We start from the raw sequence: 18,581 nt of genomic DNA on the forward strand, positions 1-18,581 counted from the left end.
GCATGCCGCGGCCGGCTGTTCACCCGAGCGCGGCGATGCCTGCAGCGGGGCACCGCGGACGTTCGGGGCCGGCGCAGCAAGCCTCCCAGGAACCGAGGATCGACGTACCGTCATGACGATTACAGTACCGGCACCTGCAACCGGGTGCAGCTATCGGCCCTGCCCCAACTCGGCCAGCTCGCGTTCGAACTGCGCGACCAGGGCCGGATCGGCGTCCTTGCCGTGCCGATCGAGGAAGCGCCGCAGTTCGGTGCGGTATTCCGCGATGAACTCGGGGTTGTCCGGGCTCGCCTCCAGTTGCGCGGCGGCCCTGTCCACGGGGCCGCGCGCCTGCATGATCAGCCAGCGGCGCCCGTAGTCGGACTCGTCGCTCATGATCGCGATGTTGCGCTCGAAACCGGGCACGTACTTGACCACGAACTTCTGGCCCTGCGGCGGCAGCAGGATCTCGTTGCGGATCGGGTAGATGCTGGCCGACATGGTGTCGAACTCGACCTTGACGTCGCGCCCGTCGGCGGTGCGCAACACCGCCCAGTAATCGGAAATGTACTGGTCGTTGAGGGTGGAGCTGGTCAGCTCCGAATGCACGATCACCGCCGTGCCGCGGCTGCCGTAGGCATTGAGGAACCAGGCATTGAAGATGTGACCGGTGAAGAAGTTCAACTGGCCGCCGATGAAGACCGCCAGCAACAACAGCAGCCAGCGCGCCTTTCCGGTCCAGCGCAACAGCAGCAGGCTCGCCGCCAGGGCGACCAGCATCAGGCCCAGCCAGGACCAGAACGGATGGTGCGCAAGTACGTAGAAGAACGCGGACACAATGGTCATGCGGCGAATGCGATCCGTGGTCGGTCGCTCCCATGGTCGCATCGATGCGTGTCGATTGGCATTACGTCCCCGCCCGGGTCCGATCGTCGCGCGCCGACAGGCCGATCCAGGCCTGCGCCAGCCAATAGCTGGCCAGCACCATCGCGCCGGCGGCCGCGAACGGGACGGCGAAGCGGTCGATGGCCAGGCTCGCGTCCGAGACCACGAAACTCAGGCCGCCCAGGGCCGCCAACGCGGTTGCGCGCGTGCGCCGCCGCCACCACACCGCCGCGGCCTGCGCGGCCATCGCCGCCAGCACCGCCACATAGACCACGACCGGCACGCGCAGCTCGCCCGGCAGGTGCGGCCACAGCACCGCGAGCACGGCGCCGGCCAGCGCCGCGTAGGCCAGGAACGGCCACAGGGCCGCCAGCGCCGGCGCCCTGCGCGTGAGCGCGAACAGATAGGCCAGATGCGCGCACAGGAAACTGCCCAGCCCGAACACGAACCAGTCGCCGGGCAGCATCAGGAACACATCGCCCAGCGTCGACAGCGCCAGACCGATCATGATCGCGGAGCGGTACTTCGAGCCGCTCGCCGGCATGCGCCAGACCATCGCCAGCACCAGCAAGGTCGCGCTGGGCTTGGCCAGGTAGTGCAGCCAGGGCATGGGAGCCATCGCACCGACGATCGCGAGCACCGACGCCAGCGCGACGGCGAGCAGCCAGTACCGCGCGCCGTCGTCGCCGGAAGCCGCGCTGTCGTTTCTATCGATCGGTCCCAAGCCCTAGCCCCTCAGCCTGCGACGCGGCCCGTCGCCTCATCGATGATCGCCTGCATATAGCAGCGCAGTCGCGCTTCGCAGCGGCGGGTTGAGACGTCGATCGAATTTTCGGCGCGCGCGCGATCGCTCCATCGCCGACGCCGAACGCTCGGCCTGGCCGCGTCCGGCGCCGAAGGCGCTCGGGGCCACCAACAGGCCCGCCGGTATCTCCATCGACCGGTTCAGTCGCGGTGGCCAGGACCAGGGCGCCTTCGCGCCCCGATCCGCCTGCTTTGCGTCGGCGGCGTCCATGCCGGCGAGCTTACTTGCAGTCGTCGACTTTCAGCGTCTGACCTGGCCGGATCGCATAGCGCGGCGCCCTCAGGCCGTTGCGCTTGGCCAGCTTGCCGGTATCGCATTGGAACTTCTGCGCGATCGAGGTCAGGGTTTCGCCGCGCTGCACGCGATAGCTCTTGGGCTTGGCCCTGTCTTTGCCCTTGGCCTTCGCCGGCTCCGGGTTCGCCGGCGCGACAGCGGCGGCAACGGCACCGGCCATGCCCGCCTCGGCCGAGTCGACCATGGTCACCGGGCCGGTGCGCACGATCGCCGTGCTCGGGTCGCTGAGCATCAGGGTGCGGGCCAGATCGGCGCGCGCGCCCTGCACGCACCAGCGGTTGTACAGGCCGACGATCTTGGTGGTGGCGTTGAGGCTGGTGCCGGCGGCCAGGTAGCTGTCGGCCTGGTAGCGCGGGTTGAGGTTGCGCAGCGCGCGCATGTAACCGTCGCGGCTGCCGCCGTTGCCCAGGCAGATGGTGAGCTGGTAGATCGAGCTGGGCTGGCTCAGGCGCAGGTTGGCCGGCTTGGGATCGACCTTGGGGAAGCTCAGGCCGTATTCCTTCGGGTGCAGGAACAGCCAGGCCGCGGCGATCACCATCGGCACGTAGTCGCGGGTTTCGGCCGGGAACTGGTTGTAGACCGATTCGTCCCAGAAGTTGCCGCCGCCGCTGGCGTTGAACACGCGCTGGGCGCGGCCTTCGCCGCCGTTGTAGGCGGCCAGCGACATCTCGATGCTGTTGTTGAGCGCGCCCAGGCGCTCGTTGAGGTACTCGGCGCTGGCCTGGGCCGAGGCGCGCGCGTCGTAGCGGGTGTCGAAGCCGGTGCCGTCGTCGCCCAGGCCGAAGCGCTTGCCGGTGGCGTACATGAACTGCATCGGCCCGGCCGCGCCGGCGCGCGAGGTCGAATGCACGCGGCCGTTGGATTCCTTGGCCATGATCCCAAACAGCAACGCCTCGGGCAAGCCGGCGCGCTCGTACTGCGGCCACATCATCTGGCGCAGGTACTGGTAGTTCTCGTGGCTCTGGATCAGCGAGCCGCGCATGTCGGTGAGCCAGCGGCGGATGCCCGCCTGCACGGCCGGGTTGTACTGCACCATCTTGACGAAGCGCTGGCCGTCGGCATTGAGCAGCGCGGCGGCGCGCGCGGCCTGCGGCACGTCGGCGGCGAGCGAGCCATCCGAGTCCAGCGGGACCTCGTCCTCGTCGTCGCCGGCGTCGGCGCGCGATTCGGCATCGGCATTGGCCTTGAGCAGGCGCTTGTAGCTGGTCAGCATGGTGGTCAGCTGGCAGCCCTTCTGCTTGTTGCAGGCCGTGATCACGTCCTCCATGTCCTCCAGCGCGGCGTCGCTGAGCTTCTGGCCCTCCGGATCGGCGTTGCGGATCTGCACCAGCGCGGCGCGGTACTTGGCTTCGGCGGCCTGCATGCGCTGGTTGAGCGCGTCGACCGCGGCCTGATCGCGCTTGGACAGCGCCGAGGCGTCGAAGGACAGCGCGGCCAGCGCGAGAACGGCGGCGGGCGCGAAGGCGCCGGAAAGACGGACAAATGAGGGCATGGACGGCAAGGGCAGCGAAGGTCCAGGCAGGGTAGCCGCGGGGTCCATGCGGGGCAAGGAAGCGTGAGCGCGAGCACCCTGCCGGTTCATACAGCCCCTCCCGCGCCGACACGGCGATGCGACGCTGCCGCTAGAATCGTCCCAACTTCCAACGGACGCGGACATGGACTCGACGCAGAACGCCATCCTCCTGGGCAAGGCGGTGACCACGCCCGAGAGCGGCCCGGTCTACCTGCAGGCCAAGCTGGGCAATCGCCATGGCCTGGTCGCCGGCGCCACCGGCACCGGCAAGACGGTGACCCTGATGACGATCGCGGAAGGGTTCTCGCGCCTGGGCGTGCCGGTGTTCCTGGCCGACGTGAAGGGCGACGTCGCCGGCCTGGCCGTGGCCGCGACGCCGAACGACAAGCTGCTGGCGCGCGTGGCCGAGCTGGGCGTGCCGGATTGGACGCCCGAAGCCAGCCCGACCGTGTTCTGGGACCTGTTCGGCAAGCTCGGCCATCCGGTGCGCACCACCGCCAGCGAAATGGGCCCCACCCTGCTGGCCCGCATCCTGGAGCTCAACGACACCCAGTCGGGCGTGCTCGACATCGTCTTCAAGCTCGCCGACGACCGCGGCCTGCTGCTGCTCGACCTCAAGGACCTGCGCGCGTTGCTGGCGCTGGTGGCGGAGGAGCGCAAGGACATCTCGACCTCCTACGGCCTGGTCAGCACCCAGTCGGTGGGCGCGATCCAGCGCGCCCTGCTGCGCCTGGAGCAGGAAGGCGGCGACGCCTTCTTCGGCGAGCCGGCGCTGGAGTTGAGCGACCTGATGCGCACCGCGCCCAACGGCCGCGGCATGATCAACATCCTGGCGTCCGAACAGCTGATCATGAAGCCGCGCCTGTATTCGAGCTTCCTGCTGTGGCTGCTGTCGGAGCTGTTCGAGAGCCTGCCCGAGGTCGGCGACCTCGACAAGCCCAAGCTGGTGTTCGTGTTCGACGAGGCCCACCTGCTGTTCGACGACGCCCCGCCGGCCCTGCAGCAGCGCGTGGAGCAGGTGGTGCGCATCATCCGTTCCAAGGGCGTGGGCGTGTACTTCTGCTCGCAGTTCCCCGACGACGTGCCCGACGACATCCTCGGCCAGCTCGGCAACCGCGTGCAGCATGCGCTACGCGCCTTCACCCCGCGCGACCAGAAGGCGGTCAAGACCGCGGCCGAGACCTTCGTGCCCAACCCGGCCCTGGACGTCGCCGAGGCGATCTCCAAGCTCGGCACCGGCGAGGCCCTGGTCTCGACCCTGCAGGACAAGGGCGTGCCGATGCCGGTCGAGCGCACCCTGATCGCGCCGCCGCGTTGCCGCATGGGCGCGATCAGCGAGGCCGAACGCGCGCAGCTGCGCGCCGGCAGCCCGGTCGGGCACAAGTACGACACCGAGATCGACCGCGAGTCGGCCTCGGAAATGCTGGCCAAGCGCGCCGAAACCGCCGCCGCCCAGGCCGAAGCGCCGCCGGCCAAGACCCGCGAACAGGACGAGGCCGAGCAAGGCGGCTTCGGCCAGGCGGTCAAGGACGCGGTATTTGGCACCAAGCGCCGCCAGGGCATGGTCGAGACCATGGCCAAGCAGACCGCGCGCACCGTCGGCAACCAGATCGGCCGGCAGATCCTGCGCGGCCTGCTGGGCGGCATCTTCGGCGGGCGCAAGTAGGCGCGCCCGGCATAGGCGGCGCCGCTTCCACAGCCGTCCCTTCCCAACCTCAGTTTCGATCGTCAACCAGGAGCGTGTCCGTATGAACCCGAAGTTGCTCGTGCTCGCCAGCGTCGTCCTGATCGCCGTCGCCGGCTGCGACCCCAAGAAGCCGGCCGAACCTGCCGCCGAAGCGCCCAAGGCCGAAGTCGCGGCCGCGCCCGCCGCCATGCCGGAACCGGCGCCGCCGGCCGCGCCCGCGCTGGATCCCAAGGCCTTCGCCGGCACCTTCAGCGGCACCCTGCCCTGCGCCGACTGCCCGGGCATCGACACCAAGCTGGAGCTCAAGGCCGACGGCACCTATGCCATCGAAACCAGCTACCAGGAGCGCAAGGACGGCAACAGCAAGAGCGACGGCACCTGGACCGCCGAGGAAGCCGGCCAGCGCGTGCGCCTGGATCCCAACAGCAAGAGCGAGGAAGACGCCCTGTACCAGGTGGTGTCGGCCGACGAGATCCGCGCGCTGGACAAGGAAGGCAAGGCGATCGACAGCCAGGCCAACCTCAGCCTCAAGCGCCAGCCCGCGGCGCAGTAACGGCGCATGGGCCGATGGCGACCTCCCGCGGAGCACAGCACCGCGCTGATCACGCGGGAGGGCCACGCCCGGCTCAAGCAGGAGCTAGACGAGCTGTGGCGCGTCAAGCGTCCTGAAGTGGTGAAAGCCCTGGCCGCCGCGGCGGCCGAGGGCGACCGCTCGGAAAACGCCGAGTACATCTATCGCAAGAAGCAGCTGGGCGAGATCGACCGGCGGGTGCGCTACCTGAGCAAGCGCGTGCCCGCGCTGCGCGTGGTCGAGACCGCACCTTCGGATCCGCAGGCGGTGTATTTCGGCGCCTGGGTCGAAGTGGAGAATGTCGCCAGCGGCGAGCTGCAGCGCTACCGCATCGTCGGGCCCGACGAGACCGACGCGCGCCTGGGACACATCAGCATCGATTCGCCGCTGGCGCGGGCGATGCTGAAAAAGCGCGTCGACGACGAGTTCGAGGCGGCCTTGCCGGGCGGCGCCACTCGGTTCGCGATCGTGGACGTGCAGTACGAGGCTTGAGCTGCGGGGGATCGTGCCGGGCGCTGGGTGGCATGCCGCTGAAGTCACTGGATTCCCGCCTTCGCGGGAACGACGAATCGCAGCGGCGCGGACGATTCGAACGGAGCCAGGCGAATCGGAACCGCGCCAGACGGTTCGGAGCGACGCAAGCGAAGGTTTCTCCACGCCCTCGCCCGACGCACTCCCCCGAGCCGTTCGTGATGAGCCCGTCGAACCATGAAGGGCGGCCCGCGTCCTGTAACGGCGCAAGCGGGGGTCTCTCCACGGCCTGGCGCTAAGCTGCGCCCATGCCTCGCACCGCCTACCGTATCCGCCGCGCCGATCCCGCCGATGCGGCGCCGATCGCCGATCTCGTCAGCGGCCTCACCCGGCGCTGGATCGCACCGGACTGCGATGCCGCCGGCGTGCTCGTCCTGCTCGCCTCGATGACCTCCGCCGCCACCGCCGAACGGCTGGCCGGCGCTTACCGCTACCACGTCGCCGAATCGACATCGGGCCTGCTGCTGGGCGTGGTCGCGATCCGCGAGCCGCAGCACCTCTACCACCTGTTCGTAAGCGACGCCGCCCAACGCGGCGGGATCGCGCGCGCCTTGTGGGAACACGCACGCGCGGAACTGTTCGCAGCCGGCGGCGAGGTCGCGATCACCGTCAACGCCTCGCGCCTGGCCGTGCCGGTCTATCGCCGCCTGGGCTTCGCGGCCGAAGGCGCTGAGCAGGTCCACGCCGGCATCCCGTCGACGCCCATGCGCTGGCTTCCGCACCCGACGCCGTTGCCGCAGATGTAGCTTCTGGGCGGTGTCGCCGATGCGGATCGACGACGCATCGCCCACTCGGGCCGCGCCGCGCAAGCAAGCCGCCGCCGATCAGCCGCCCTGCCCCTGCTCGTCGAGCAAGGTGTCCGGGCTGGGCGTTTCCTCCATGTACACCGGCGCCGACTTGCTCGCCAGTTTGCGCTCGGGCTCGTAGCGATAGGCCTCGTCGCCTTGGCCGCTGTCGTTGACGCGGCCGCGCTGGACGATGCGGGTGCCGGTCAGCAGGTTCCAGCTGAACTTCAGGCTGTCGTGGCTGTTGGTGCGGCTGTAGCGCTGCGCGTCCAGGCCGATCAGGCGCATGCGCCGGGTTTGGGCGTCGTAGCGATAGCGGTAGGTGGTCGCGGTGGCGGTGGTGCCGCCGGTGAGATCCTCGACGATCAGCACGCCCTTCTTCAGCGACAGCGAGGCCGCGCCCAAGGGCCCGACCTCGAGTTCGGCTTCGCCCGTGGGCGTATGCCCCAGATCAAATTCGTCTTTGTAGCCCAGCATCACCTTCAGCAGGCGCTTTCCGTCGTTGCCGCCGACGTAGGCGGTATCACCGAGGCCGTCGCCGTTGAAATCGCCGTCCAGGCGGGTCTCCACCCGCGAATCGTCGGGCAGGTAGTCCAACAGCATGCGTTCGGTCATCGGTTCCAGCTTGGGTTCCTGCGCCCACGCCGCCCCAGCCAGCGCCAGCGCCAAGCCCATCCCCACCCACATCGTCCTGCCGCGCTTCATCGTCCGTCCCCCTGTGTCGATCCCTTGCGCGGATCCTACCCCCGCGCCGCTTGCACAAGCTCACGCGAAACCGCCGCGGCCCAGGCCAAAGGCGGGGATGACCGCCGCGACGCGACCCGCCTAAGATGCTCGCCAGCCCAGGGCGCTGCCCGGAGACGACGATTGGACCTGGAAACCAGCCTGCGCGGCCTGCTCAGCGCGATCGCGATCGGCCTGTTGATAGGCGTGGTGCGCGAGCGCGCCCATGCCGGCGACCGCACCGCGGTGGCGGGGGTGCGCACGCATGCGGTGGTGGCGATCGCGGCCGCGGTCGCGGCCTTGTTCGGCGTCGCGGTGCTGACCGCGCTGCTGCTGACGGTCGGCGCCCTGTCCCTGGCCAGCTATCTGCACACGCACCGCGACGACCCGGGCCTGACCGGCGAGATCGCGCTGCCGGCGACCGCCCTGCTGGCCGCCTATGCCCAGCATCAGCCGGCCTGGGCCGCGGGCCTGGGCGTGATCGTCGCCGGCCTGCTGTTCGCCAAACGGCCGCTGCAGGCCTTCGCACGCCAGCTGGTGTCCGAACGCGAGCTGCAGGATGCGCTGCTGCTGGCCGCGGCGGCCCTGATCGTGCTGCCGCTGCTGCCCGACCGAGCGATCGATCCCTGGGGCGTGCTGGTGCCGGCCGCGCTGTGGCGCCTGGTGGTATTGGTGATGGTGGTGGGCATGCTGGGCCACATCGCCCTGCGCAGCGTCGGCGCGCGCTGGGGCCTGCCGGTGGCGGGCTTCTTCTCCGGTTTCGCCTCCTCGACCGCGGCGGTGGCCGGTTTCGGCGAACGCAGCCGCGACGAGGCCGCCCTGAGCGGCGTGTCCGCGGCCGCGGCCCTGCTGGCCAACCTGGCCTCGCTGATCCTGTTCGCCGGCGTGATCGGCACCGCTTCGCCGGCCTTGCTGCGCGCCAGCGCCTGGCCGCTGGGCGCGGCGGCGGCGATGCTGGCGATCGCCGCCGCGCTGGGCCTGCACCGCAGCGGCGCCAACGGCAACTTGCCCAAGGCGCCGCCCGCGCGCGCGTTCCGGCTGAGCCAGGCCCTGCTGCTGGCGGCGGTGATCGCGGCCGTGCTGTTGTTGTCGGCGTGGATGCGCCATCTGTTCGGCGACGCCGGCGCGCTGGTCACGGCGATGCTGGTGGCGCTGGCCGAGCTGCATGCGGCGGCCGCCAGCGTCGCCCAACTCAGTCAGGCCGGCGACCTGAGCCTGGAACACGCGCGTTGGGGCGTGGTCGGCCTGCTCGCGGCCAGCGCCGCGGCCAAGAGCGTGGTCGCTTTCGCCAGCGGCGATCGCCGTTACGCCCTGCATGTCGCGGCGGGCCTGCTCGGCATGGCCGCGGCCGGCGCCGCGGCGACCTGGGCGACAAGCTAGGCGGAACTCAGTCCTCGAACGCGACTTCGCCGTAGAGGTCGTGCTCGTCGCTGCCCAGGATCTGCACGTCGACGAACTCGCCCGGCTGCAGGCCGGCCTCGAAACCGTTCTGGATCTGGACTAGGCCGTCGATGTCCGGCGCGTCGCCCATGCTGCGCGCGATCGCCAGCTCGCCGTCCAGGGCATCGACGATGCAGCGCTGCACGCTGCCGACCTTGGCCTCGAGCTTGGCCGCCGAGATCTCGGCCTGGCGCTCCATGAAGCGCGCCAGGCGTTCCTGCTTCACTTCCTCGGGCAGCGGATCGGGCAGCGCATTGGCCTGGGCGCCGTCGACCGGCGAGTAGGCGAAGGCGCCGACGCGGTCGAGCTGGGCCTCGTCGAGGAAGTCCAGCAGTTCCTCGAACTCGGCCTCGGTCTCGCCCGGGAAACCGACGATGAAGGTGCTGCGGATGGTGATGTCCGGCGCGATCGCGCGCCAGCGCTGGATCCGCTCCAGGGTCTTGTCGACCGCGCCCGGGCGCTTCATCAGCTTGAGCACGCGCGGGCTGGCGTGCTGGAACGGAATGTCCAGGTACGGCAACAGGATCGGCATGCCGTTGGCGCCGGTCTGCGCCATCAGCGGAATGATCTCGTCCACGTGCGGGTACGGGTAGACGTAGTGCAGGCGCGTCCACAGGCCGAGTTCGCCCAGGCCTTCGCACAGCGCCTTCATGCGGGTCTGGTAAGCCTTGCCGCGCCATTCGCGCTCGGCGTACTTCACATCCACGCCGTAGGCCGAGGTGTCCTGCGAGATCACCAGCAGCTCGCGCACGCCGCCCATGGCCAGCTTCTCGGCCTCGCGCAGCACCTGATCGACCGGGCGCGAGACCAGGTCGCCGCGCATCGAGGGAATGATGCAGAAGCTGCAGCGGTGATTGCAGCCTTCGGAAATCTTCAGATAGGCGTAATGCTTGGGCGTGAGCTTCACGCCGATGCCTTCCTCGGCCCCGAACGCGCGCCGCGGCACCAGGTCGATGAAGGGGTCGTGCTTGGGCGGCAGCGCGGCATGCACCGCGGTCATCACGCTGGCGTAGTCCTGCGGGCCGCTGATCGAGAGCACGTCGGGGTGGGTTTCGCGGATCAGCTCCGAGCGCTTGCCCAGGCAGCCGGTGACGATGACCTTGCCGTTTTCGGCGATCGCCTCGCCGATCGCGTCCAGCGACTCGGTCACCGCCGAGTCGATGAAGCCGCAGGTGTTGACCACCACCACGTCGGCGGCGTCGTAGCTCTGGACGATGTCGTAGCCCTCCACGCGCAGCTGGGTGAGGATGCGTTCGGAGTCGACCAGGGCCTTGGGGCAACCGAGGCTGACGAAACCGACTTTGGGATTGGCTAAGGACATGCGTGCGGGGGCCTGGCGGGACGCTCGGACGCGCCTGCGCGCGGAGCCGGACGTACTGGCTGAGTAGTGGGTGCGGATGCCCGCGAGGACGGGCGCAGCGGAAACGGAGCCGGCGCCTGACGCCACCGGGGTCGCGAATTATAGCCCCGGCGCTAAACTGGACTCGATTCCCGCAGCTGAACGGAGGCCGCCATGGGCCAGTGGACCGATCTGGACACCCCGCACGGGCCGATCGCGGCCTGGCGCGCCGAACCCAGCGGGCCCTCGCGCGGGGCGCTGGTGGTGCTGCAGGAGATCTTCGGGGTCAACCAGCACATCCGCGACGTCGCCGAACGTTTCGCCCAGGCCGGCTACGTCGCGCTGGCGCCGGACCTGTTCGCCCCGATCCAGCCGCACATCGAACTGGGCTACGACAAGGACGACCAGGCGCGCGGGGTCGAATTGCGCAACGCGCTCGGCTTCGACCGCGCCATCGACATCGCCGGCGCGGCCGCTCGGCACCTGCAGGGCGAAGGCCTGCGCACCGGCGCGGTCGGCTACTGCTGGGGCGGCAGCCTGGCCTTCCTGTGCAATACCCGCCTGGGCCTGCCGGCGGTGAGCTATTACGGCGCGCGCACCCTGCCGTTCCTGGGCGAGCCCTTGCGGGCGCCGATCCAGTTCCACTTCGGCGAGCGCGACGCCAGCATCCCGCCCGAGGCCATCGACGCCCATCGCGCGGCGCTGCCGAACGCGCCGATCTACCTCTACAACGCCGGCCACGGCTTCAATTGCGAGCCGCGCCCGGACTATCACGCCGACAGCGCGGACCTGGCCTGGAGGCGTACCCTGGACTTCTTTGCGGACGCGCTGAAATGAACCCCTGGCACCTGCATCCGCAACTGGCGGACGACACCCATCCGCTCGCGCAATTCAAACTCTGCGAGCTGCGCCTGATGGACGACGCCAACCATCCCTGGCTGATCCTGGTGCCGCGGGTCGAGGACGCGGTCGAGCTGATCGACCTGGACGAGGCCCAGCAGGCCGAGCTGACGCGCGAGATCGCCGTCGCCAGCCGCGCCCTGCAATCGGCGTTCTCGCCGCACAAGCTCAACGTGGCCGCGCTGGGCAACCTGGTGCCGCAGTTGCACGTGCACGTGATCGCGCGCTTCCGCGAGGACATCGCCTGGCCGCGCCCGGTCTGGGGCATGGCCACCGCGCAGCCCTACTCGCCCGAAGCCCTGATCGCCCGCATCCGGCGCCTGCAGGACGCGTTGGCGACGTGAACGCGCGCGCGCCGGAGGTGCTGGCGCTGGCCGACGACGCCTGGTTGCTGCGCTACGCCCAGGGCGATGCCGCCGGCATCGACGATGCAACCAACGCGCGCGTGCATGCCGACGCCGCGCGCGTGCGCGCGGCCGCCCCGGAGTGGCTGCGCGACCTGGTGCCGGCCTACGCCAGCCTGGCGGTGTTCTTCGACGACGCGACGATCGATGCGACACAGGTGCGCGACTGGCTGCTGAGCCGGCTGAGCGCCGCCGATGACGCTGGCGCGCGCGCGTCGGCCGCGCGCGCAATCGACATCCCCGTGGTCTACGGCGGCGAATACGGCCCCGACCTGGACTCGGCCGCGGCCGAGCTCGGCCTGAGCCCGCAGGCGCTGGCCCAGCGCCATGCGGCCGGAAGTTATCGCGTGGCGATGATCGGCTTCGCGCCGGGCTTTCCCTATCTGTCGGGCCTGGACCCGGCGCTGGCGTTGCCGCGGCTGGCGACCCCGCGCACCCAGGTCGCCGCCGGCAGCGTCGCCATCGGCGGCGCCCAGACCGGCATCTACCCGCGCGCCAGCCCCGGCGGCTGGCGCATCCTCGGGCGCACGCCGTTGAGCTTGTTCGATCCGCAGCGCGATCCGCCGACCGCGCTGCTGCCGGGCGATCGCGTGCGCTTCGTCGCCATCGACGCCGCCCAGTTCGCGCGCCTCGCCCAAGGCACGCCCGCATGAGTCGCCTGATCCACGTGCTCGCGCCCGGGCTGCTGACCACGGTGCAGGACCTCGGCCGCGACGGCTGGCGCCACCTCGGCGTGGCGCGCGCGGGCGCGCTGGACCCGGTAGCCGCGCGTCTGGCCAATCGCCTGCTCGGCAATCCCGACGATGCCGCGGTGCTGGAACTCACCCTGCAGGGGCCGAGCCTGCGCTTCGATGCGCCGGTGCGCATCGCCCTGTGCGGCCGCCCCGTGGATGCGCGCTTCGAGGATACGCCGCTGGCCTTCGGTCGCCCGATCGCCTTGCCGCCCGGCACTTTGCGCCTGGGCGCGGTGCGCGGCGGCGCACGCGCCTGGCTGGCGGTGGACGGCGGCTTCGCCGTGCCGCCGGTGCTGGGCAGCCGCAGCACCGACCTGCGCGGCGGCTTCGGCGGCCATCAGGGCCGCGCGCTGCGCGCGGGCGACGAACTCGTGCTGGGTCCGGGCGACGCCGATGAACCGACGTCGGTGCAGATGCCCGCTTGGTGGATCGATCCCAGCTTCGATGCGTACGGGCGCGATGCGCCCATCCGCTATCGCCCCGCCCAGGGCGCGCCCGCTGCCGCGCTGGCCGCACGCGCCTGGCGCGTGGACGCGGCCAGCAATCGCCAGGGGCTGCGCCTGCAGGGCGAGGCCCTGCCCGCCGTCGCCGCCGGCGGCGGCGTGTCCGAGCCGGTCGCGCCGGGCACGGTGCAACTGCCTCCGGACGGCCATCCCATCGTCTTGCTGGCCGACGCCCAGACCGTCGGCGGCTACCCGCGCCTGGGCCACGTGATCGCCGCCGATCTGCCGCGCCTGGCGCAGTTGCCGCCGCACGCGCCGCTGCGCTTTCAGGCCTGCGACGCGGCCACGGCCGAGGCCGCGTCGCGGCGCGCGCGCGCCGAACTCGCACGCCTGCGACTCGCCATCGACGCGCGCACGCGTTGAGCCCTCGTCCGCCGCCGCGCACCGCGCAGGCTCCGACACCGCCCCCTGCCCGCCGGAACCGGATCGGGCCGGCCTTCTCGCCCCGCCGCGGTAGTGGGAAGATCGTGGCCGAGCCCAACCACCTTCGAGGCGCCACCCTGCGCAAATGAACGAGCTCGTGGCCCGCGCCCTCGCCCTGTTCGACGACTGCGCCAATTTGTCCGCGGCGGAGCGCGAACGCCGGCTGGCGCAGCTGGCCGAGCGCGATCCGGCGCTGCACGCCGCCTTGTGCGCCCTGCTGGCCTCGGACGCGGACGGGAACCAGCGGTTCCTGCGGACGCCCTCGCAAACCATGGCCGGTATCGAACATGCCGTGCACGCTGCCGACGACGCCCGCGATCCGCGCATCGGCACGCGCCTGGGCGCCTGGCGCATCGACCGGGCGATCGGCCGCGGCCGCATGAGCACCGTCTACGAAGCGCACCGCGACGACGGTCAGTACCAGCAGCGCGTCGCGCTCAAGTGCATCCGCGCCGACCTGAACTCGGCGCAACTGGCTTCGGCCTTCCGCGACGAACGCATGCGGCTGGCGCAACTCGACCACCCCGGCATCGCCGGCGTGGTCGACGGCGCCATCGACGCGCAAGGCGAGCCTTGGCTGGCGATGCGCTACGTCGACGGACTGCCGATCGACGTCTGGTGCGACCGCCGCCGCGCCGGCATCGATCAACGCGTCGCGCTGCTGATCCAGGCCTGCGAGGCGCTGGTCTACGCCCATGCGCACGCGGTGCCGCACCGCGACCTCAAGCCGTCGAACCTGCTGGTGAGCGAGGACGGCCGCGTGCACCTGCTCGATTTCGGGCTCTCCAGCAGCGGCGGCGCGGCCGACGCGCTCGCTTCCGACTATGCGGCTCCGGAGACGCGCGAATTCGGCGTGCAGGGCCCGGCAGCCGATCTGTACATGCTGGGGGTGCTCAGCTACCGCCTGCTCAGCGGGCAATGGCCGGTGCCGCCGCAGGCGGCGCGCGCGCGGGACTTACCGACCGCCGCGCCGCAAGCGATGGACCGCCTGCTCGACGGCGCCGACGACGGCGTCGCCCGCCTACGCGGCCTGCGCGATGCGCGCGCCCTGCAACGGGCGCTGGCCGGCGACCTGTCGGCCATCGCGCTCAAGGCCGTCGCCGCTAAACCGCAGGACCGTTATGCCAGCGTCGCGGAGTTCGCGCGCGAGCTGCAGGACTGGCGTGCGCATCGACCGGTCGCCGCGCGCCGCAGCGGATGGGCCGCACGCACGCTGAAGTGGAGGCGCCGCAATCCGGTCGCCGCCGGACTGATCACGGCCTTGCTGCTGGTCTCGATCGCCGGCGTCTTCGCGATCGTCTGGCAATCCCGGCGCGCGGAGCGCGAAGCCGCGGCCAGCCATGCGGTCAGCGATCTGTTCGCCAGCACCCTGGGCAGCGCCACCGTGTCGGGCCTGGGCAGCACGCCGTTTTCCTCGCGTGCGCTGCTGGAGCGGACCGAACGTCAACTCGATGCGATGCCCCTGGGCGATCAACCCGGATTGCATGCGCGCAGCCTGGCGACCCTGGCCCGCAGCTATGCGGTGATCGGCGATTACCGGCACGCCAAGGTCCTGGCCGACCGGGCCGAGCGCGTGCTCGGCGACGAACAGGACCAGGACGGTTTCGTCGCCGCGACGCGGCTGTCGATCCTGTGCACCCAGGCCCATTACGCCGAGACGATACGCTTGGCGCGCACGCTCATCGCCGGACTGGGCGAGCGTCAGGACGAGGTCGCGCGCACCTCGCGCGTGGTCTTCGGCGCGCAGTTGGCGCAAGCGCAATGGGACCTGGGCGACACCGCGACCGCGGTAGGCACGGTGAGCGACCTGGTCGCGCAGGCCGAGCGCCTGGGCCCGGGCCACGAGGAACTGCTTGCGCAGACACTGATCCTGCGCGCGGACTTCCTCAGCCGCCTTCTGCGCCCAATACCGGCCGACGCCGACGCCCGCCGCGCGATCGCCCTGGCTCGGCCGCTCAATCCGATCCTGGCCGACGATGCGCTGGAAAAGCTAGTGCGCGTGGTCCAGATGCAGCCTAACCTACAGGCGCGCGAGCTCGCCCGCGAGTTGGTCCAGCGGCGCAAGCGCACGCTGGGCGCCGCCCACCCCAAGACCGCCTATGCGCTCATCCGCCTGAGCATCTTCCCCGGCTCGCAGGTGTCGGACTCCGAGATCGTCCAGGCCCAGAACGCGATCCGGGCCGCCTACGGCACCGATCACCCCATGTACGTCTACGTCCTGTCGGCCGGCTGGAAAACGGCCCGAGAGGATCGCAATCAACAGATTGTCCGCTTGCGCGAGGCGGTGCTCAAGTTGGAGCGCAAACTGCCCGCCAACAACGAGCGTCTGCTCATGACCCGCTACAACCTGGGCCTGTCCCTGTTGTACGACGGCGACACGCCGGCTTCGCGTCAGAACACCGCCGAAGGCCTGGAGGTGCTGCGCCAGACCGTCGCGAACCGGACGCGCGCCGGTCTGCCCAGCATGGTCGAACGCCATCTGATGGCCACGTTCCTGATCGACTACGGCAGCGACGAACGGCTGCCGGAACTGCAGCGGCTGCTCGCGCAACTGCGCGCCGAGACCATCGCCCTGTTCGGCGCCCACGATTACCGCCTGCGCGAAATCGACTACGCCCAGTCCAAGCTGCTGTTCCGCCAGGGCCGTCTTGGCGATGCCGACCGCGCCTTCGCCGATCTGCTGGCCGCGGATCGCGATTTCGTCGCCACCGGCGGCACCGGCACCGGCGCGTTGAGCGATTTCCAGACGCGCAGCACCGACCTGATCTGGGCGCTGCTCTACCGCGGCGTGTACGCGCTGGAAACCTGCCGCAAGGCGCAGGCGCTGGACTACCTGGAACAGGCGGTCGCGCTGAGCGCCACCGCGCCGCTGCGCAGCGCCGACGCCGATCGGGTCGCGCGCGCTTACCTCAGCGGCGCTCGCAAGGGACGGATTCCGGATATCGCCGACCATGTCGTGGGGGCGGCGGATCGCGAGCGCGTCAATCGCGCCGCGCAGGCCTGCCGGAACGCGCACGGCGCGCACGGGCAGCGCGCGCGCTGAAGGCGTCCGTGCGACGCGCCCGCGACCGCCCGGCGCCGGCCCCGGGCCGATCCGGACGGCACTGGTCAAACCGAGCGTCAGCGCCGAGGATCGGCGGGCGCGCCGCTCCGGCCGGCGCCGCTCCCCACCGCTGCTACGGAGACACCGCAATGCATGTCCTGCGTCTGCTGTCCTTGTCCGCCTGCGTCGCCGCCGCCTTGCTGGCCGGCTGCAAGAAAACCGAGACCGCTGCCCCCGCCGACGGCACCGCCGCGCCCGCCGCCAGCGCCGCCGTCAATGCCGATTGGCAGCCCGCCGTCGATGCCTTCATCCAGGGCTACTTCAATCGCTACCCGACCTTCGCCGCCGGCGCCGGCAAGCACGAGTACGACGGCAAGCTGCCCGATTGGTCGCCCGAGGGCCTGGCCGCCACCTCGGCCTGGCTCAAGCAGGAACGCGCCAAACTGGCCGCGTTCGGCGACGACAAGCTCGACGCCGACCAGCGCTTCCAGCGCGAATACGCGCTGTCGGTGATCGACGGCCAGTTGTTCTACCTGGAAGACTCCGGCTTCCCGCACAAGAACCCCGCCTTCTACGCCGGCGACCTGTCGCCGAGCATGTACCTCACCCGCCCCTACGCGCCGCTGCCGCAGCGCATGGCCGCGTTCGCGAGCTATCAGGAAGCCCTGCCCAAGGCCGCCGAACAGATCCGCGCCAACCTCAAGGGGCCGCTGCCGGCCAGCTACATCCAGTACGGCAACATCGTCTTCGGCGGCCTGGCCGAGTTCTTCAGGAACGACGCCCCCAAGGCCTTCGCCGAAGTCCCCGACGCCGCGCTGCAGGCGCGCTTCAAGGCCTCCAACGCCAAGGCCATCGAGGCCATGCAGGGCTTGTCGGACTGGTTGAGCGCGCAGAAGCCGCAGGCGACCCAGGATTACGCGATCGGCGCCGAACGCTTCGCCAAGATGCTCAAGGCCACCGAGCGCGTCGACATCCCGCTGGACCGGATCAAGGCCATCGGCGAGGCCGACCTGGCGCGCAACCTGGCCGCGCTCAAGGCCGCCTGCGACCAGTACGCCGCCGGCCAGACCATCAACGCCTGCATCGACAAGGTCAACGCCGACAAACCGCAGGGCGGTGCGGTCGAGGGCGCGCGCGCCCAGCTGGTCGATCTGCGCAAGTTCCTGGTCGACAAGGACCTGGTCACCATTCCGGGCACCGAGGAGGCGCGGGTCGAGGAAGCGCCGCCGTTCAACCGCACCAACTTCGCCTACATCGAGATCCCGGGCCCGTACGAGAAGAACCTGCCCTCGGTCTACTACATCGCCCCGCCGGATCCGAAGTGGCCCAAGGCCGAGCAGGACGCCTACGTGCCGGGCAAGGCCGATCTGCTGTTCACCTCCGCCCACGAAGTCTGGCCGGGCCACTTCCTGCAGTTCCTGCACGCCAACCGCTCGCAGTGGAAGTTCGCCCAGTTGTTCGTCGGCTACGCCTACGCCGAGGGCTGGGCGCACTACACCGAGGAAATGATGTTCGACGCCGGCGTCGGCGGCGCCACGCCCGAGATCCACATCGGTCAGCTCAGCAACGCCCTGCTGCGCGACGTGCGCTTCATCTCGGCGATCGGCCTGCACACCGGCGGCATGACCGTGGCCCAGTCCGAACAGATGTTCAAAGAGAAGGCGTTCCAGGATCCGGGCAACGCCCGCCAGCAGGCCGCGCGCGGCACCTACGACCCGGGCTATCTCAACTACACCCTGGGCAAGCTGATGATCATGCAGCTGCGCGAGGACTGGACCGCCAGCCGCGGCGGCCGCAGCGCCTGGAAGGCCTTCCACGACCAGTTCCTGAGCTACGGCGGCCCGCCGGTGCCGCTGGTGCGCGCGCAGATGATGGGCGGCCCGGCCGAGGCCAAGCTGTGGCAGGCGCCGGCCGCGGCCGCGCCGGCGGCGGCCCCGGCCAGCACCGAAAAACCGCAGCCCGCCCCCGGCGGTTGAACCCGGCGCAGCGGGCGGCCCGGGCCGCCCGCTGCATGGCACACTG

17 protein-coding genes are annotated in these 18,581 nt (G+C 70.8%); 11 read left to right on the forward strand and 6 right to left on the reverse strand.

Annotated elements, in window-relative coordinates; genetic code table 11:
* Window positions 1–150: 150 nt before the first annotated feature.
* The 4 genes from V1318_RS03775 to V1318_RS03790 form a co-directional block, all read right to left on the reverse strand.
* Window positions 151–825, reverse strand: a complete 675-nt coding sequence (locus V1318_RS03775; RefSeq protein ID WP_332937806.1) for a hypothetical protein — start codon at window positions 823–825, stop codon at window positions 151–153.
* Window positions 826–886: 61 nt separating this feature from the next.
* Window positions 887–1,588, reverse strand: coding sequence for a lysoplasmalogenase (locus V1318_RS03780; RefSeq protein WP_332937808.1), 702 nt, complete (start codon window positions 1,586–1,588; stop codon window positions 887–889).
* Between the two features lie 36 nt (window positions 1,589–1,624).
* Window positions 1,625–1,879 carry a hypothetical protein gene (locus V1318_RS03785; protein ID WP_332937810.1) on the reverse strand — a complete coding sequence of 85 codons (255 nt, stop codon included), beginning with the start codon at window positions 1,877–1,879 and terminating at the stop codon, window positions 1,625–1,627.
* Between the two features lie 10 nt (window positions 1,880–1,889).
* Window positions 1,890–3,455, reverse strand: a complete 1,566-nt coding sequence (locus tag V1318_RS03790; protein WP_332937812.1) for a transglycosylase SLT domain-containing protein — start codon at window positions 3,453–3,455, stop codon at window positions 1,890–1,892.
* A gap of 163 nt (window positions 3,456–3,618) precedes the next feature.
* On the opposite strand from V1318_RS03790, the gene V1318_RS03795 reads away from it, so the two are divergent.
* The 4 genes from V1318_RS03795 to V1318_RS03810 all read left to right on the forward strand — a co-directional run bounded on the left by V1318_RS03795 (window position 3,619) and on the right by V1318_RS03810 (window position 7,011).
* Window positions 3,619–5,142 carry a helicase HerA-like domain-containing protein gene (locus tag V1318_RS03795; RefSeq protein WP_332937816.1) on the forward strand — a complete coding sequence of 508 codons (1,524 nt, stop codon included), beginning with the start codon at window positions 3,619–3,621 and terminating at the stop codon, window positions 5,140–5,142.
* A gap of 82 nt (window positions 5,143–5,224) precedes the next feature.
* Window positions 5,225–5,716, forward strand: coding sequence for a copper resistance protein NlpE (locus V1318_RS03800; protein ID WP_332937818.1), 492 nt, complete (start codon window positions 5,225–5,227; stop codon window positions 5,714–5,716).
* 6 nt (window positions 5,717–5,722) lie between these two features.
* A complete protein-coding gene (greB, locus tag V1318_RS03805) occupies window positions 5,723–6,226 on the forward strand; it encodes a transcription elongation factor GreB (RefSeq protein ID WP_332937820.1) in 504 nt (167 codons plus the stop codon).
* A gap of 287 nt (window positions 6,227–6,513) precedes the next feature.
* Window positions 6,514–7,011 carry a GNAT family N-acetyltransferase gene (locus tag V1318_RS03810; RefSeq protein ID WP_332937821.1) on the forward strand — a complete coding sequence of 166 codons (498 nt, stop codon included), beginning with the start codon at window positions 6,514–6,516 and terminating at the stop codon, window positions 7,009–7,011.
* Window positions 7,012–7,089: 78 nt separating this feature from the next.
* Here the strand turns inward: V1318_RS03810 and V1318_RS03815 are convergent, their stop codons facing one another.
* Complete coding sequence (locus tag V1318_RS03815; protein ID WP_332937822.1) at window positions 7,090–7,755, reverse strand: hypothetical protein; 666 nt, start codon at window positions 7,753–7,755, stop codon at window positions 7,090–7,092.
* A gap of 162 nt (window positions 7,756–7,917) precedes the next feature.
* On the opposite strand from V1318_RS03815, the gene V1318_RS03820 reads away from it, so the two are divergent.
* Window positions 7,918–9,153, forward strand: a complete 1,236-nt coding sequence (locus tag V1318_RS03820; protein ID WP_332937824.1) for a DUF4010 domain-containing protein — start codon at window positions 7,918–7,920, stop codon at window positions 9,151–9,153.
* 7 nt (window positions 9,154–9,160) lie between these two features.
* Here V1318_RS03820 and rimO read toward each other — a convergent pair whose 3' ends face one another.
* A complete protein-coding gene (gene rimO / locus V1318_RS03825) occupies window positions 9,161–10,534 on the reverse strand; it encodes a 30S ribosomal protein S12 methylthiotransferase RimO (protein ID WP_332937826.1) in 1,374 nt (457 codons plus the stop codon).
* Between the two features lie 192 nt (window positions 10,535–10,726).
* Between rimO and V1318_RS03830 the strand changes: the two genes are divergently transcribed.
* The 6 genes from V1318_RS03830 to V1318_RS03855 all read left to right on the forward strand — a co-directional run bounded on the left by V1318_RS03830 (window position 10,727) and on the right by V1318_RS03855 (window position 18,535).
* A complete protein-coding gene (locus V1318_RS03830) occupies window positions 10,727–11,389 on the forward strand; it encodes a dienelactone hydrolase family protein (protein WP_332937828.1) in 663 nt (220 codons plus the stop codon).
* Window positions 11,386–11,796 carry an HIT family protein gene (locus V1318_RS03835; RefSeq protein ID WP_332937830.1) on the forward strand — a complete coding sequence of 137 codons (411 nt, stop codon included), beginning with the start codon at window positions 11,386–11,388 and terminating at the stop codon, window positions 11,794–11,796. Before V1318_RS03830 ends, V1318_RS03835 begins: the two co-directional genes overlap by 4 nt.
* A complete protein-coding gene (gene pxpB, locus V1318_RS03840; protein WP_332937832.1) occupies window positions 11,793–12,509 on the forward strand; it encodes a 5-oxoprolinase subunit PxpB in 717 nt (238 codons plus the stop codon). The genes V1318_RS03835 and pxpB overlap by 4 nt, the downstream gene beginning before the upstream one ends.
* Window positions 12,506–13,456: a biotin-dependent carboxyltransferase family protein gene (locus V1318_RS03845; protein ID WP_332937835.1), complete on the forward strand. Its 951-nt coding sequence runs from the start codon at window positions 12,506–12,508 to the stop codon at window positions 13,454–13,456. The genes pxpB and V1318_RS03845 overlap by 4 nt, the downstream gene beginning before the upstream one ends.
* A 157-nt stretch (window positions 13,457–13,613) precedes the next feature.
* Complete coding sequence (locus tag V1318_RS03850; RefSeq protein WP_332937836.1) at window positions 13,614–16,559, forward strand: serine/threonine-protein kinase; 2,946 nt, start codon at window positions 13,614–13,616, stop codon at window positions 16,557–16,559.
* A 149-nt stretch (window positions 16,560–16,708) separates the two neighbouring features.
* Window positions 16,709–18,535, forward strand: coding sequence for a DUF885 domain-containing protein (locus V1318_RS03855; RefSeq protein ID WP_332937838.1), 1,827 nt, complete (start codon window positions 16,709–16,711; stop codon window positions 18,533–18,535).
* Window positions 18,536–18,581: the final 46 nt, after the last annotated feature.

Source organism: Lysobacter sp. CCNWLW3, from assembly GCF_036697405.1.
Classification (GTDB): domain Bacteria; phylum Pseudomonadota; class Gammaproteobacteria; order Xanthomonadales; family Xanthomonadaceae; genus Lysobacter.